15 protein-coding genes are annotated in these 14544 nt (G+C 41.0%); 13 read left to right on the top strand and 2 right to left on the bottom strand.

What is annotated here, in order from left to right; all coding sequences use genetic code 11:
- Positions 1 to 74 precede the first annotated feature (74 nt).
- Complete coding sequence (locus NSQ41_RS18665) at positions 75 to 1679, top strand: CTP synthase (protein WP_063389043.1); 1605 nt, start codon at positions 75 to 77, stop codon at positions 1677 to 1679.
- Positions 1680 to 2107: 428 nt separating this feature from the next.
- Here the strand turns inward: NSQ41_RS18665 and NSQ41_RS18660 are convergent, their stop codons facing one another.
- Positions 2108 to 2626, bottom strand: a complete 519-nt coding sequence (locus NSQ41_RS18660) for a DUF2529 domain-containing protein (protein ID WP_339210656.1) — start codon at positions 2624 to 2626, stop codon at positions 2108 to 2110.
- 178 nt (positions 2627 to 2804) lie between these two features.
- Here NSQ41_RS18660 and NSQ41_RS18655 point away from each other — a divergent pair, with 178 nt between their 5' ends.
- The 9 genes from NSQ41_RS18655 to NSQ41_RS18615 all read left to right on the top strand — a co-directional run bounded on the left by NSQ41_RS18655 (position 2805) and on the right by NSQ41_RS18615 (position 10685).
- Positions 2805 to 3176, top strand: a complete 372-nt coding sequence (locus NSQ41_RS18655) for a response regulator (protein WP_063389041.1) — start codon at positions 2805 to 2807, stop codon at positions 3174 to 3176.
- Positions 3177 to 3353: 177 nt separating this feature from the next.
- On the top strand, positions 3354 to 4214 hold the full coding sequence (locus NSQ41_RS18650; protein ID WP_063389040.1) for a class II fructose-bisphosphate aldolase: 861 nt from the start codon (positions 3354 to 3356) through the stop codon (positions 4212 to 4214).
- A 113-nt stretch (positions 4215 to 4327) separates the two neighbouring features.
- A complete protein-coding gene (fsa, locus tag NSQ41_RS18645) occupies positions 4328 to 4969 on the top strand; it encodes a fructose-6-phosphate aldolase (RefSeq protein WP_339198020.1) in 642 nt (213 codons plus the stop codon).
- Between the two features lie 285 nt (positions 4970 to 5254).
- A complete protein-coding gene (locus NSQ41_RS18640; protein ID WP_339193597.1) occupies positions 5255 to 6544 on the top strand; it encodes a UDP-N-acetylglucosamine 1-carboxyvinyltransferase in 1290 nt (429 codons plus the stop codon).
- Between the two features lie 62 nt (positions 6545 to 6606).
- Positions 6607 to 7572 (top strand): class II fructose-bisphosphatase, encoded by a 966-nt coding sequence (gene glpX / locus NSQ41_RS18635; RefSeq protein ID WP_063389037.1) that lies wholly within the window; start codon positions 6607 to 6609, stop codon positions 7570 to 7572.
- 273 nt (positions 7573 to 7845) lie between these two features.
- Positions 7846 to 9123 carry a transcription termination factor Rho gene (gene rho, locus NSQ41_RS18630; RefSeq protein ID WP_339193595.1) on the top strand — a complete coding sequence of 426 codons (1278 nt, stop codon included), beginning with the start codon at positions 7846 to 7848 and terminating at the stop codon, positions 9121 to 9123.
- 137 nt (positions 9124 to 9260) lie between these two features.
- Positions 9261 to 9461 (top strand): 50S ribosomal protein L31, encoded by a 201-nt coding sequence (gene rpmE, locus NSQ41_RS18625; RefSeq protein ID WP_063389035.1) that lies wholly within the window; start codon positions 9261 to 9263, stop codon positions 9459 to 9461.
- An 85-nt stretch (positions 9462 to 9546) separates the two neighbouring features.
- Positions 9547 to 10119, top strand: coding sequence for a thymidine kinase (locus NSQ41_RS18620; protein ID WP_063389034.1), 573 nt, complete (start codon positions 9547 to 9549; stop codon positions 10117 to 10119).
- A 134-nt stretch (positions 10120 to 10253) separates the two neighbouring features.
- A complete protein-coding gene (locus NSQ41_RS18615; RefSeq protein ID WP_066251326.1) occupies positions 10254 to 10685 on the top strand; it encodes a hypothetical protein in 432 nt (143 codons plus the stop codon).
- 89 nt (positions 10686 to 10774) lie between these two features.
- Here the strand turns inward: NSQ41_RS18615 and NSQ41_RS18610 are convergent, their stop codons facing one another.
- The gene (locus tag NSQ41_RS18610) at positions 10775 to 11269 is read right to left on the bottom strand and encodes a MerR family transcriptional regulator (RefSeq protein ID WP_066251323.1); all 495 of its coding nucleotides are present in this window, start codon (positions 11267 to 11269) and stop codon (positions 10775 to 10777) included.
- A gap of 562 nt (positions 11270 to 11831) precedes the next feature.
- Here NSQ41_RS18610 and prfA point away from each other — a divergent pair.
- From prfA to spoIIR, 3 genes are all read left to right on the top strand, one after another.
- On the top strand, positions 11832 to 12902 hold the full coding sequence (gene prfA / locus NSQ41_RS18605; RefSeq protein WP_063389031.1) for a peptide chain release factor 1: 1071 nt from the start codon (positions 11832 to 11834) through the stop codon (positions 12900 to 12902).
- A 3-nt stretch (positions 12903 to 12905) separates the two neighbouring features.
- The gene (gene prmC, locus NSQ41_RS18600) at positions 12906 to 13766 is read left to right on the top strand and encodes a peptide chain release factor N(5)-glutamine methyltransferase (protein ID WP_339210654.1); all 861 of its coding nucleotides are present in this window, start codon (positions 12906 to 12908) and stop codon (positions 13764 to 13766) included.
- A 115-nt stretch (positions 13767 to 13881) separates the two neighbouring features.
- The gene (spoIIR, locus tag NSQ41_RS18595; RefSeq protein WP_339210651.1) at positions 13882 to 14526 is read left to right on the top strand and encodes a stage II sporulation protein R; all 645 of its coding nucleotides are present in this window, start codon (positions 13882 to 13884) and stop codon (positions 14524 to 14526) included.
- Positions 14527 to 14544 lie beyond the last annotated feature (18 nt).

The following is a 14544-nucleotide window of genomic DNA, read 5'->3' as shown; positions in this document are numbered from 1 at the left end:
TTGTTGATGCCTTCTGACGATTTATTTTGTGCAAATTAACAAAAGGATAGATTGCAACTGGAGGGAATTTTTGCATGACCAAGTATATTTTTGTAACCGGTGGCGTTGTTTCATCTTTAGGGAAAGGAATTACTGCCGCATCTCTTGGCAGACTTCTAAAAAACCGCGGGTTGAATGTGACGATTCAAAAATTCGATCCATATATCAATGTTGATCCGGGAACAATGAGTCCGTATCAGCACGGCGAAGTGTTCGTGACGGATGACGGCGCTGAGACTGACCTCGATTTAGGCCATTACGAGCGCTTTATTGATATTAATTTAAATAAGTACAGCAATGTCACAACAGGAAAAATTTATTCGGCCGTCATTAAAAAAGAACGGAGAGGCGATTATTTAGGCGGAACCGTTCAAGTCATCCCCCATATTACGAATGAAATTAAAGACCGCGTTTTTCGCGCTGGCAGAGAAACAAATGCTGATGTCGTTATTACCGAAATCGGCGGTACGGTCGGAGATATTGAATCATTGCCGTTTTTGGAAGCCATCCGCCAAATGAAAAATGAAGCAGGCCGCAAAAACGTCATGTACATTCATTGTACTCTTGTGCCATATATTAAAGCAGCAGGAGAAATGAAAACAAAGCCGACACAGCATAGTGTGAAAGAATTGCGCTCATTGGGAATACAGCCAAATGTGATTGTAGTGCGCACAGAAATGCCGATTTCCCAAGAGATGAAAGATAAAATTGCTTTGTTCTGCGACATTGAACCGAAAGCTGTCATTGAATGCCGTGATGCCGATATTCTTTACAGCGTCCCTTTAGCATTGCAAGAACAAAACCTTGATCAAATTGTTTGCGATTATTTGGATCTTCAATGCGGACAAGCTGATATGACGGAATGGATCGAGCTTGTCAATAAAGTCCGCAATTTATCAAAAACAGTTAAAATCGCCTTAGTCGGCAAATATGTCGAGCTTCAGGACGCCTATATTTCCGTTGTGGAAGCTTTGAAGCATGCCGGATATTATTATGATGCCGATGTGGAAATTGATTGGATCAATGCGGAGCATGTTACGAAGGAGAATGTAGCAGACTTGCTTCAGGGAGCTGAAGGTATATTAGTTCCTGGCGGATTTGGAGACAGGGGAGTGGAAGGGAAAATAATCGCGACTCAATACGCCCGCGAACAAAAAATTCCTTTCCTTGGCATCTGTCTTGGCATGCAGGTAGCTTCGATCGAGTTTGCCCGCAACGTTCTAGGATTAAAAGGTGCGAATTCATCTGAAATTGATCCAAACACTCCATATCCGATTATTGACTTGCTTCCGGAGCAAAAAGAAGTAGAAGATTTAGGAGGAACGCTCCGTCTTGGTTTATATCCTTGCAAATTGAAAGAAGGAACAAAGGCTTATGAAGCCTACAACGATGAAGTAATTTATGAACGTCATCGCCATCGGTACGAATTTAACAATGAGTTCCGTCAGCAAATGGAAGAGGCCGGATTTGTATTCTCCGGAACAAGTCCAGATGGACGGTTAGTAGAAATCATTGAATTACAAGACCACCCTTGGTTTGTTGCGTCCCAATTCCATCCGGAGTTTACATCACGGCCAACTAGACCGCAGCCTCTTTTCCGGGAGTTCATTCACGCTTCTCTAAACAAGAAAAATCAATAAGAAATGAAAGAAAAGGTTGTCTGAACGATTGGTTAGACAGCCTTTTTTTGCTCGTAATACAAATTTTTTTATTACGACAAATCTTTCACTGTTTTCCAAAAGCAGCGGCTTTGTTTTTCATTTTGAAGAAAGAATCGATCGGGAAATCGACGCTGTTCTAAATTTAAAAACCATCCCTATAAACGGCGTCGCATTTTACATAAAATTTTATTAGAGTATCGAAAAAAACTTATACGCGATTTTTCATAAAAACGCATTGTAAATCATGAAACAGATCATCAGCCTCTCTGCACTACAAAATGTATTTGATAAAGGTCTAAAGTCTGTATAAGAGAGGACTAAATTTGAAATCAATGGGTTTCTATGCTAATTCATAAAAAAAGAAATTGGCGATTTGCCAATTTCTTCGCATTTCTTGCATGTAAAGTTTATTCTTCATGTTCCTCCAATATTTCTTTCACAGTCAAAAATAAGCAGTAGTAAACATATAATGAAGTCATGAGCACAGGGAAGCCGATTCGTTCATTATGTTCAGTGGGAATAATGGGTTTTGTTAATTTGGAATCTACATGTATATCGACAAATTGCTGTAAGCTTTTTTCGCCGTTAACAGCTGCGGAAACCCCAACGGTTGGAATCCCTTTTTCGGCCAATTGCTGCGCAGTATCAATCGCATCAAGATCAGTCGAAAACGGGGTGAAAAGGAGAACACGGTCTGCTGCGGTTACGTTATCCACATCAGGCAAAGGCTTGCATGCCGGAAAGGATTCTCCTTTTTCAACTTGGGCATAAACTCCTTCAAGAATTCCCCATCCTTTTACATAAATGGCGCCTTCTCCGATTGCAGCTTGCGCCAGAAGACGTGCGGCATCTTCTATTTGGCTGTTTTCTTTCTCTTGAATTCTTTGGAAAAACCCTGTTAATTGTGTCGTAAAAATTTTTAACATTCAATCATCAGCCACCTTTATACAAAGTTCTCTGCTTATATAATAAGAAAAAGCGGCGAAGAATCAAAATATGAATAATTTGTGAATCGGTTGGCAGGAAATTGTAATTTAATCGAGAATACATAACTAAATAAAATTTTAAAAAGTATTGCATTTGTTTAAGTTAAGAGGTGTAAAAATGGATGGGAAAATTTTAATTGTCGACGATCAATACGGAATTCGGATTTTGCTGAATGAAGTGTTCAATAAAGAGGGTTATCAAACTTTTCAAGCTGCTAACGGTTTTCAGGCATTAGAAATAGCCGAAAACCATTCCCCTGATCTCGTTTTATTAGACATGAAAATTCCAGGGATGGACGGGATAGAAATTTTAAAAAGGCTAAAAAAGGTTAACCCTGATATACGAGTCATTATCATGACCGCGTATGGAGAATTGGATATGATTCAGGAAGCGAAAGATTTAGGGGCATTAACACACTTCGCCAAGCCGTTTGACATTGACGAGCTGCGGGATACAGTGAGAAAATATTTGCCTTCCCGAGCGAAATAAAGTGTATAATCCATAAATTTATCGGGATAAAGTTGCCGAAATCCTCATAAGTTGGTATTCTATTTAGTAAGAAAAGATGATTGGCATCATACATACATTTTTCTTGCTCAGGTCATGCTAGATTTGAGCTTTTCGCTAATCGCAACATAGGCTACTTAATTTAAGGAGGATTTTTCGATGCCCTTAGTTTCAATGACTGAAATGTTAAATCGTGCAAAAGAAAACGGCTATGCTGTAGGACAGTTTAATTTAAACAATCTCGAGTTCACACAAGCAATTCTGCAAGCAGCAGAAGAAGAAAAATCACCGGTTATTTTAGGCGTTTCTGAAGGCGCTGGTCGCTATATGGGCGGTTTTAAAACGGTTGTGAACATGGTAAAAGGTTTGATGGAAGATTATAAAATTACCGTTCCAGTTGCCATCCATTTAGATCACGGCTCAAGCTTTGAATCATGTGCAAAAGCTATTCATGCCGGCTTTACTTCTGTTATGATCGATGCCTCTCATCATCCTTTTGAAGAGAATGTCGCTTTAACTTCCAAAGTAGTGGAGCTTGCTCATCTACATGGTGTTTCTGTTGAAGCGGAATTAGGTGTTGTCGGCGGACAGGAAGATGACGTAGTAGGAGAAGGAATTATTTACGCTGATCCAAATGAATGTGAAGAGCTTGTAAAACGGACAGGTATTGATTGCCTAGCTCCTGCATTGGGATCTGTTCACGGTCCGTATAAAGGAGAGCCGAACCTAGGCTTTAAAGAAATGGAGGAAATCAGCAACCGGACTGGCGTTCCATTGGTACTGCACGGGGGAACAGGAATTCCGACAAAGGATATTCAAAGAGCAATTTCTTTAGGAACTGCGAAAATTAACGTTAATACAGAAAACCAAATAGCATCTGCTAAACGCGTACGCGAAGTTTTGGCAGAAAATCCGGATATGTATGATCCGCGCAAATATTTAGGTCCTGCCCGGGAAGCCATTAAAGAAACAGTTAAAGGCAAAATGCGCGAATTCGGTTCATCCGGAAAAGCAGAATAAATAGATAAGGTTTCATATTTCTTTTTGCAATTTACGGCCGCCTTTCTTTTATGAAGTATGGCGGTTTCGTTTCTTGTTTTTGAGAAAGCGATCACATAAGGGAGGTACCAGGCATGTTATTTTTTATTGATACAGCAAATATCGAAGAAATTAAGGAAGCTCAATCACTAGGCGTTTTGTCAGGAGTAACAACCAATCCTAGCTTAGTTGCAAAAGAAAAAGGCGTAACGTTTGAAGAAAGATTGAAAGAAATTACATCCATTGTTTCCGGATCTGTCAGCGCGGAAGTCATCTCAACTAAAGCGGAAGAAATGATTAAGGAAGGTCAAGAATTAGCTAAAATTGCACCAAATATTACGATAAAAGTTCCTATGACGCCTGATGGCCTAAAAGCGGTCAAAAAATTCTCAGAATTGGGAATTTATACAAACGTGACGCTTATTTTTAACGCCAATCAAGCGCTCCTAGCTGCAAGAGCAGGTGCTACATATGTTTCTCCTTTTTTAGGTCGGTTAGATGACATCGGTCATAATGGATTGAATCTCATTTCAGAAATCTCCCAAATATTTGATATTCATGGCATTGATACGAAAATTATTGCTGCTTCCATCCGTCATCCGCAGCATGTAACTGAGGCAGCATTGCGCGGAGCTCATATTGCCACGATTCCTTATAAAGTGTTGATGCAGCTGTTCAAACATCCGCTGACTGATCAAGGTATTGAGAAATTTTTAGCAGACTGGAACAATCGATAAATGATAAAACGGGGGATTTCCCCCGTTTGAAAAATTTTTTGCCGTCGAATCCGGTCTTTTGACTTGCTGTAACGCCTGAAGGAGTAGAATCTGCTCGTTTTTCTGATGAACGTTTTGTCATGCCCTATCTATTTGTGTACAATAAAATTGCCGCCTTTTCGTATGTATTTTTCAACAAATGGTAATCAATGTGTAAAGAGGGCTTTTCATCATGACAGTTTGTTAAAGAAAATCTGGATCCCGTTTTCTTTAGCAAACTGTTAGGTCACAAGAAGGGAGACTGCTATGGAAAAGTTAAAAGTTGCAGGCGGGCAGAAGTTGAAAGGTACGGTGAAGGTAAGCGGCGCCAAAAATAGCGCAGTAGCATTGATTCCAGCAACAATTTTAGCAAGCTCATCCGTTACGATTGAAGGGCTTCCGGATATATCTGATGTACATATTTTGGGCGATTTATTGGAGGAAATAGGGGGCAAAGTTTCGTTTCATCAAAACGATATTACAGTCGATCCGACAAGCATGCTTTCAATGCCGCTTCCAAACGGAAAAGTGAAAAAGCTGAGAGCCTCTTATTATTTAATGGGAGCGATGCTTGGCCGGTTTAAAAAAGCGGTGATCGGGCTTCCCGGCGGCTGTCATTTAGGCCCGAGACCAATCGACCAGCACATAAAAGGGTTTGAAGCTTTAGGTGCTTCTGTAACAAATGAGCATGGTGCCATTTATTTGCGGGCGGATGAGCTTAGAGGAGCTCGAATTTTTCTCGATGTAGTCAGCGTGGGTGCCACTATTAATATCATGCTTGCAGCGGTCTTGGCAAAAGGGCGGACAATTATTGAAAATGCTGCAAAAGAACCTGAAATCATTGATGTTGCAACTTTATTATCCAGCATGGGGGCAAAGATAAAAGGAGCCGGAACGGACGTCATCCGGATCGATGGGGTTGAAAAGCTGCATGGCTGCCGTCATTCGATTATTCCGGATCGAATTGAAGCAGGGACGTATATGATTATCGGTGCCGGCATTGCGGAAGAGCTCATCGTTGACAATGTCATACCTCTTCATCTTGAATCCCTTATTGCGAAGCTTCGGGAAATGGGGGTCCATGTCGAAACGAGCGATGATCAAGTTTATATCGCCCGTCGAAATAAAGAATTAAAGCCTGTCGATATAAAAACTCTCGTTTACCCGGGATTTCCAACCGATTTGCAGCAGCCTATGACAACGCTTTTGACACAGGCGAACGGAACGAGCATGGTGACGGATACCATTTACTCTTCAAGATTCAAACATATTGATGAATTAAGAAGAATGGGTGCTCAAATCAAAGTGGAAGGTCGGTCTGCGATCATAACAGGTCCGTCAACTCTTCAAGGTGCGAAAGTAAAAGCGAGCGATCTTCGGGCAGGAGCATCGCTTGTTGCAGCGGGTTTAATGGCCGATGGCATAACAGAGGTAACTGGCATCGATCATATTGATCGCGGATATAGCCATTTGGAAGAAAAACTTGCCGGGATTGGCGCCAAAATATGGAGGGAGAAATTAACTGACAAAGAAATTCAGCAATTGCAAAATTCATAAGAATCGACAAGTTCAAATCAACATTTTTGGATGAAATGGCACCAAAGGGGGAGGAACACAAAATGGAAAGAAGTTTATCAATGGAACTTGTACGTGTGACAGAAGCTGCTGCCCTTGCGTCTGCACGTTGGATGGGCCGCGGCAAAAAAGATGAGGCGGATGATGCCGCGACCTCAGCAATGCGAACCGTTCTAGATACGATCCCGATGAAAGGAACAGTCGTGATTGGAGAAGGAGAAATGGACGAGGCTCCGATGCTGTATATTGGGGAGAAGCTTGGCAACGGCTACGGCCCGCGTGTCGATGTCGCCGTAGATCCATTGGAAGGAACCAATATTGTGGCGTCAGGCGGCTGGAACGCACTTGCTGTTATAGCGGTAGCCGACCATGGGAACATGCTTCATGCGCCAGATATGTATATGGACAAAATTGCAGTAGGGCCTGAAGCTGTCGGGTGCATAGATATTGATGCTCCGATTATCGACAATTTAAAAGCTGTTGCAAAGGCGAAAAATAAAGATATCGAAGATGTTGTAGCAACTGTTTTAAATCGAAAAAGACATGAGCATATTATTCAAACCCTTCGAGAAGCGGGTGTTCGCATTAAACTGATCAATGACGGCGATGTCGCTGCGGCAATTAATACCGCCTTTGACCATACGGGCGTTGATATTTTGTTCGGATCTGGAGGGGCTCCTGAAGGAGTGTTGGCAGCAGTTGCTTTAAAATGTTTAGGAGGAGAAATACAAGGAAAGCTGCTGCCGCAAAATGACCAAGAGCTGGAACGATGTAAAAAAATGGGGATTGATGTAAACAAAACTCTCCGAATGGAAGATTTAGTAAAAGGCGATGATGCGATTTTTGCTGCAACAGGTGTAACGGATGGCGAGCTGTTAAAAGGTGTGCAATTCAAAAGCTCTATTGCAACGACTCATTCTGTTGTGATGCGTGCGAAATCCGGAACAGTTCGCTTTATCGATGGCCGCCATTCTTTGAATAAAAAACCGAATTTAGTTATTCGATCTTAGTGAGAGGAGACGAATAGATCTCCTCTGCTTTTTAAAAATAATACCCTTCAAAATACTTTCCGCTGTTTTTTAGCTTGAAATGTATTGCGAAAAGTAAAAAAATAAGGTAAAAATAAAGAGGTTGTTATAAAAAGATTTCTGCTTTTAAGCTTCCTACCTTCCTGCCTCCTTCTCAATCCATTTGTCCTTACATTTTCAAACAACATAATTTTAATGGATGGAAGAACGAAACGTGAGACATTTTGAATATGGTAAGAAAAGCGTGGTGTAAGTATGAGCGAGATTTCCATTTCAACTCTTGAAAATATGAAATTAAAAGAGTTGTATGAACTAGCACGTCAATTTAAAATTTCATATTACAGCAAATTAACGAAAAAGGAGTTAATCTTTGCAATATTAAAAGCAAATGCGGAGAAAGAAGATTTGCTTTTTATGGAAGGCGTCTTAGAAATCATTCCTTCTGAAGGATTTGGTTTTCTGCGTCCAATTAACTATTCTCCCAGCGCGGAAGATATTTATATTTCAGCCTCGCAAATCCGCCGTTTTGATTTAAGAAACGGCGATAAAGTATCTGGAAAAGTCCGCCCGCCAAAAGAAAATGAACGATATTACGGTTTGCTGCACGTTGAAGCGGTAAATGGCGACGACCCCGAATCTGCGAAAGAACGCGTCCATTTCCCGGGTCTTACTCCACTTTATCCAAATAGACAAATGAAGTTGGAAACCGAACCTAAAAATTTATCAACAAGAATTATGGATTTAATTACACCAGTTGGCTTTGGGCAGCGCGGTTTAATTGTGGCCCCACCTAAAGCAGGAAAAACAATGCTTTTAAAAGAAATTGCCAATGCTATTACGACGAACCATCCTGAGGCTGAGCTGATTGTGCTGCTAATTGACGAACGTCCCGAAGAGGTAACCGATATTGAACGTTCTGTAAAAGGGGATGTCGTAAGCTCAACTTTCGATGAGGTGCCGGAGAATCATATTAAAGTCGCTGAACTCGTTCTTGAACGAGCGATGCGTCTTGTGGAGCATAAACGGGATGTCATTATTTTAATGGACAGCATAACCCGTCTGGCCCGTGCGTATAACCTGGTCATTCCGCCTAGCGGCCGAACGTTGTCAGGAGGAATTGACCCTGCCGCGTTTCACCGTCCGAAGCGGTTTTTTGGGGCGGCGCGGAATATTGAGGAAGGCGGCAGCTTGACGATATTGGCAACTGCGCTTGTAGATACGGGATCGCGAATGGATGATGTCATTTACGAAGAATTTAAAGGAACGGGAAATATGGAGCTTCATCTTGATCGTTCATTAGCGGAAAGGAGAATATTCCCTGCCATCGATATTCGCCGTTCCGGTACACGAAAAGAAGAGTTGTTAATTCCGAAAGAGCATTTAGAAATGCTATGGGCGATTCGAAAATCTATGTCGGATCAGATCGATTTTGCTGAACGCTTCTTAAAGAAAATGCGCATGACGAAATCAAATGAAGAGTTTTTTGAAATGCTTAAAGAAGAATGGAAAACAACTGGCATAAAAAGTTTCTAACTATGTTGCATTTCTTGTAAACCCTTGTTATAATTTTTTCATGTGTGTTTAAGAATGTTGAAGCGTGAAGTAATTGCACGTTTCCGAATAGATAAACTCTGTTTCGAATGATTCAGGGCGTAAAGGAGTTGAAAACTATGAAACCGGGAATTCATCCAAATTATAAAAGAGTACTCGTAAAATGTGCTTGCGGAAACGAATTTGAAAGCGGTTCTGTTAAAGACGAGGTGCGCGTTGAAATTTGTTCTGAATGCCATCCGTTCTATACAGGCCGCCAAAAATTTGCAACTGCAGCCGGACGTGTAGACAAATTTAACAAAAAATACGGTCTTAAATAATTATGTAAAACAGGCAGTCTTTTCATTCTGCCTGTTTTTTCACTTATTTGACATGTTTTTATAAAACGGGGAGAGATTTTTAAATATGGCGCAATTGTTTTTTAAATACGGGGCGATGAACAGCGGCAAATCCATCGAAATTTTAAAGGTTGCTCATAACTATGAGGAACAAAACAAATCGGTGCTGATTTTCACGTCTGCCATTGATACTCGTGATGAAGTTGGATATGTATCAAGCAGAATTGGCTTCAGACGAAAAGCGATACCGATCTACGATGATACGAATATTTTCCAAATTGTGAAGGAGTATCAGCCTAAGCCGTACTGTGTGCTAGTGGATGAGGCACAATTTTTAAAGAAAAAGCATGTACTTGAGCTTGCGGATATTGTTGACAAATTGAATATTCCCGCAATGGCGTTTGGATTGAAAAACGATTTTCAAAATGAGCTTTTCGAAGGAAGCAAATATTTGCTGCTTTTTGCGGATAAAATTGAGGAAATGAAAACGATTTGCTGGTTCTGCGAAAGGAAAGCAACAATGAATTTACGGATTGACGACAACGGCAAACCGGTATATTCGGGCGAGCAAATCCAAATCGGAGGAAATGACAAGTACTATCCTGTCTGCCGAAAGTGCCACGCGAATCCGCCGTTATGAATCATTGCTTATTTGCATTAGATGGGAAGAAACGTTGTCGGCAAAGTGTGATGAAGAGAATCTTACGATAAGGAAATATTTTCATTTAAAAGAGCTGATCCTTTTGGGCACCTTAAGAACAGGAGGTGCTTTTTATGCGAATATTGATACCATTCATTTTGGCGGCAATATATTTACTGTCAGGGTGTGGAACGGCGGATAAAATATCAGATAATCGCTCATTAAATCTCGATCATAATGGATCCAACCTGATGACGAGGGACGTTAAGCCTGAAAATACAGGAGATGTGGTCGACCAGCAAACACAAAATCCAAACATAAATATTGCGAACAGCCCCTTGACGATCAGGGAGGCAAAAGAACAAATCGTCCGTACACTGGAAACTGAAAAAGGTTTAGAGCTCGATTCTTTTTGGACAAATGGGGACGATGCATGGGCGGTTATTTATACATCGCAAAAATTGACGGAACAACAACGCGAAAACCGGCAAAAGGAGCTGTATGACAAGTTGCAGCGCGCACTGCCCCGATACAACTTGCATGTTCAGTTAATCAATAAAAAATAAAACTCGTTCACCGATTGAGCGAGTTTTATGAAAGAACTTATAAATCGAAAATTGATTTCGTGTATCGAGTGTGTGTCATGAAGACGGGCTTATAAACCGAAAATGGAGCTGAGCAGCGTTTTATATACTGCCTTCTTTTTTCGGGGTTTATCAATCGAAGACATTTGAAGTTCAGGCATACTTTTTTTGCTTTCAAGCTCTTTTATTTTTCTTTCGAGCGTCTCGATCCTTCCTGTCAGCTCTTCAATTTCCTTTCTTTGCACTAAAAGCTGATATGACACGACATCGTCAGCTTTTGAATAGATCATTTGCTCCAGATCCGCTATTTTTTTCAACAATTCGTTCGAAACCGTTCCACCAGCATTTTTAGCCGATTCTTTTCTTTTCGCTTTTACTATTACTTGTTGCATTGGAACTCCTTGTTTTATTTGATTGTGAACTTCTTTGAGCAAGGCGATATCCTCGTCAGAAAACATATAATGTCCAAGTTCGTTCCGTTCCATTGGAAGATTAAGCTGTTTGATCCAGCGCTGAACTGTTTTCGGAGAAACACCGATTTTTTTGGCAGCATCGGTTGTATTCATCGAACCTCCCCTTTCAAACGATCATAATATACATATTCAGCTTTTTATAGGAGAACCCTTCCTGTTTGACAAAACAAGCGGTCATCCGGCAAAAGTTCTAGAATATCGACAGAGGAGCCGGCAATTATCCGAACGTTTGAAACTGCGAGAGCTTCAAAAAATATATTCTGTTCCATTCGGCCGCTGATTCTATTTCATGGCAGAATCATTCGTCCGCATACATCTGGTTTTGTCTGTCAGCCGACTTGATTTTGTCCTGCACTCTAGATCAAAAACGAAAAATTTTAAAAGGTTGCTAGTTTGGTACAAATGATGGCAGCATATTGGATTGATTAATCGCTTTTTAACAAAACCTTGATGTGATTATAAAAGCCGTCCGAACCTGTAAAATCGACTTTGCAGCATCGCATATCGAAAAAAGCTTTTTTGCTTCCCAATTGTTAAAAACGGTTGTTTTTGACTGGTACAGTTTCCTATACTATAATTTAGAAAGTTACAAACGGTGCACCACATAGGAGTTTCCCTATGAGTGGGCTATGATTAAAAATAGAGGTGAAATTCCGTGTTAGAACGTTTGCAAGCGGTTGAAGACCGATATGAAAAATTGAATGAGCTTTTAATGGATCCGGAGGTTGTCAACGATCCGAAAAAGTTGCGCGAATATTCGAAAGAACAATCTGATCTTCAAGAAACGGTTGAAGTTTACCGTGAATATAAAAAGGTAAGAGAGCAGCTAGAAGATGCAAAAAGCATGCTTGAAGAAAAGCTTGATCCAGAAATGCGGGCAATGGTAAAAGAGGAACTGGCAGAGCTTGAAGCGCGGGAAAGCGAGCTGATTGAGCAATTAAAAATTTTATTGCTTCCAAAAGATCCAAACGATGAAAAGAACGTTATCATGGAGATCCGCGGTGCAGCAGGCGGAGAGGAAGCAGCGCTTTTTGCTGCAGACCTTTACCGCATGTATACTAGGTATGCGGAAGATAAAGGCTGGAAAATAGAAGTGATGGAAGCAAACACGACCGGGACTGGCGGCTATAAAGAGATCATTTTTATGATTACAGGAAAAGGAGCCTATTCCAAATTAAAATTTGAAAACGGTGCCCATCGCGTGCAGCGGGTACCGGAGACGGAATCTGGAGGCAGAATTCATACGTCAACTGCAACAGTCGCCTGTTTGCCGGAAGCGGAAGAGGTAGAAGTAGAAATTAACGAGAAAGATATCCGTGTTGATACATTCGCATCAAGCGGTCCTGGAGGACAAAGCGTTAACACTACGATGTCAGCTGTACGTTTAACACACATTCCAACCGGAATTGTCGTATCCTGCCAGGATGAAAAATCGCAAATAAAAAATAAAGAGAAAGCCATGAAGGTTTTGCGTGCCCGCATTTTAGATAAATACCGCCAAGAAGCGCAAGCGGAATACGATCAAAACCGAAAGCTTGCTGTTGGAACCGGTGATCGATCGGAACGCATTCGTACGTACAACTTCCCGCAAAACAGAGTTACAGACCATCGCATCGGTCTCACATTACAAAAGCTTGATCTCATCCTAGAAGGAAAATTGGATGAAATTATCGATGCTCTCATTTTAGAAGATCAAGCGAAAAAACTGCAATCCCAAGGGGAGTAAACCATGCCGAAAGTTTTCGAAGCCCTCAAATGGGCTTCTTCTTTTTTAAAACAAGCGGGAAGAGATGAGAATGCGGGAGAATTGCTGCTTTTGCATCATATGAAGAAAAGTCGGGCGAGCTTGCTTGCCGATTTAAGAATGGATATTGACAAACAAGTATGGGAAATCTTTCAGCAGGACGTGCAAAAACATGCTCAAGGGATGCCTGTGCAATATATTATCGGCTGCGAACAATTTTGCGGCCGCCCTTTTAAGGTGAACGAGCATGTATTGATTCCGAGACCGGAAACGGAAGAGCTAGTTCACGGCGTGCTGCTCCGCTCTGAACGTTTATTTTCTGAAAGGGAGCAAATCGATGTTGTAGATATTGGCACGGGGAGCGGTGCTATTGCCGTCACATTGGCTCTTGAAAATACAAAAATGCGCGTGTCTGCCACCGATATTTCCGAAAAAGCGCTTGCAGTGGCAAAAGAAAATAGCGAAAAGCTTTGTGCCCATGTACATTTTTATCAAGGCGATTTGCTGAAACCTATTATAAATGCGGAGAAAAAAGTGGATGTTGTTGTGTCCAATCCGCCGTATATTCCGGATGAAGAAATTATGCAGCTGTCAACAGTTGTAAAGGACTGGGAGCCGACATTGGCGCTTTCAGGAGGTGCGGACGGTCTTTTGTTTTATCGAAAAATTGTGGAGCAGCTTCCAGATGTGATCCGCATCCCTGGATTAATCGCATTTGAAATCGGGCACGGGCAAGGAAAAGATGTGAAAAGCCTGCTAGAGAATAGGTTCCCAAAAGCAGAGATACAAATTGAATACGATATGAATGGAAAAGAACGGAAAGTATTTGCTGTCCTTTCGATATAGTGAGCTTTTCGAGCCATTTCCTCCTTTTCTAGCAAACTTGAAATCTGAGCAATTATTTATGTTTAAGACCTCTCTCTTCTGTCGATAATGACGTACTGAAGGGAGAGGAAAAACGATGAAAAAGAAATTATCTGTTATATATATTTTTTTAATGCTGTTTGGCAGCCTATTAACAGCTTATGAAATGCCGACAGACGCAAAACAAAATGAGACGGTGATCATTCCTGACGAAGCCATTCGTCTGCGGATTTTAGCAAATAGCGACTCTCCGGAAGATCAAGCTTTAAAACGGAATGTTCGAAATGCGGTCAATGAAGCAATTAATCAATGGGTTCAGGATCTAACTTCGATTGAAGAGGCGCGTAAAATCATTCGAGCCAAAATACCAGAAATTAAAGATATCGTCCAAATCGTTTTAAAACAGGAAAATAGCAGCCAATCCTTTACGGTGGAGTTTAAAAAAATTCAATTTCCGACAAAGCTTTATGGAAATTTCCTTTATCCGGCTGGGAACTATGAAGCCATATTGATTACTCTTGGAGAAGGAAAAGGGGCCAACTGGTGGTGTGTGTTGTTTCCTCCGCTTTGCTTTGTCGACTTTTCAAGCGGTGAAGCTATTCAACAGGATGAAGAAAAGGATAAAGTAAAAGAAGAAAAGAAATTAGAGAAAACAAAAAACTTATTCGCTCCTGAAGAACATGATGAGGAAGTAGAAGTGAAATTTTTCTTAGTAGAATGGTTTACAAAACTGTTTTCATAGGTCTAATTCAGCTTTTGC

The sequence above is a fragment of the Aeribacillus sp. FSL K6-8210 genome, assembly GCF_037963925.1.
Taxonomy (GTDB): domain Bacteria; phylum Bacillota; class Bacilli; order Bacillales; family Aeribacillaceae; genus Aeribacillus; species Aeribacillus composti.
This window is presented reverse-complemented; position numbering and strand designations above follow the sequence as displayed.

What these genes read in the sequence shown, in the direction of transcription:
- NSQ41_RS18665 (WP_063389043.1), top strand. Translation starts at nt 75, where the DNA reads ATGACCAAGTATATTTTTGTAACCGGTGGCGTTGTTTCATCTTTAGGG.
- NSQ41_RS18660 (WP_339210656.1), bottom strand. Translation starts at nt 2,626, where the DNA reads ATGTTAAAAATTTTTACGACACAATTAACAGGGTTTTTCCAAAGAATT.
- NSQ41_RS18655 (WP_063389041.1), top strand. Translation starts at nt 2,805, where the DNA reads ATGGATGGGAAAATTTTAATTGTCGACGATCAATACGGAATTCGGATT.
- NSQ41_RS18650 (WP_063389040.1), top strand. Translation starts at nt 3,354, where the DNA reads ATGCCCTTAGTTTCAATGACTGAAATGTTAAATCGTGCAAAAGAAAAC.
- fsa (WP_339198020.1), top strand. Translation starts at nt 4,328, where the DNA reads ATGTTATTTTTTATTGATACAGCAAATATCGAAGAAATTAAGGAAGCT.
- NSQ41_RS18640 (WP_339193597.1), top strand. Translation starts at nt 5,255, where the DNA reads ATGGAAAAGTTAAAAGTTGCAGGCGGGCAGAAGTTGAAAGGTACGGTG.
- glpX (WP_063389037.1), top strand. Translation starts at nt 6,607, where the DNA reads ATGGAAAGAAGTTTATCAATGGAACTTGTACGTGTGACAGAAGCTGCT.
- rho (WP_339193595.1), top strand. Translation starts at nt 7,846, where the DNA reads ATGAGCGAGATTTCCATTTCAACTCTTGAAAATATGAAATTAAAAGAG.
- rpmE (WP_063389035.1), top strand. Translation starts at nt 9,261, where the DNA reads ATGAAACCGGGAATTCATCCAAATTATAAAAGAGTACTCGTAAAATGT.
- NSQ41_RS18620 (WP_063389034.1), top strand. Translation starts at nt 9,547, where the DNA reads ATGGCGCAATTGTTTTTTAAATACGGGGCGATGAACAGCGGCAAATCC.
- NSQ41_RS18615 (WP_066251326.1), top strand. Translation starts at nt 10,254, where the DNA reads ATGCGAATATTGATACCATTCATTTTGGCGGCAATATATTTACTGTCA.
- NSQ41_RS18610 (WP_066251323.1), bottom strand. Translation starts at nt 11,269, where the DNA reads ATGAATACAACCGATGCTGCCAAAAAAATCGGTGTTTCTCCGAAAACA.
- prmC (WP_339210654.1), top strand. Translation starts at nt 12,906, where the DNA reads ATGCCGAAAGTTTTCGAAGCCCTCAAATGGGCTTCTTCTTTTTTAAAA.
- spoIIR (WP_339210651.1), top strand. Translation starts at nt 13,882, where the DNA reads ATGAAAAAGAAATTATCTGTTATATATATTTTTTTAATGCTGTTTGGC.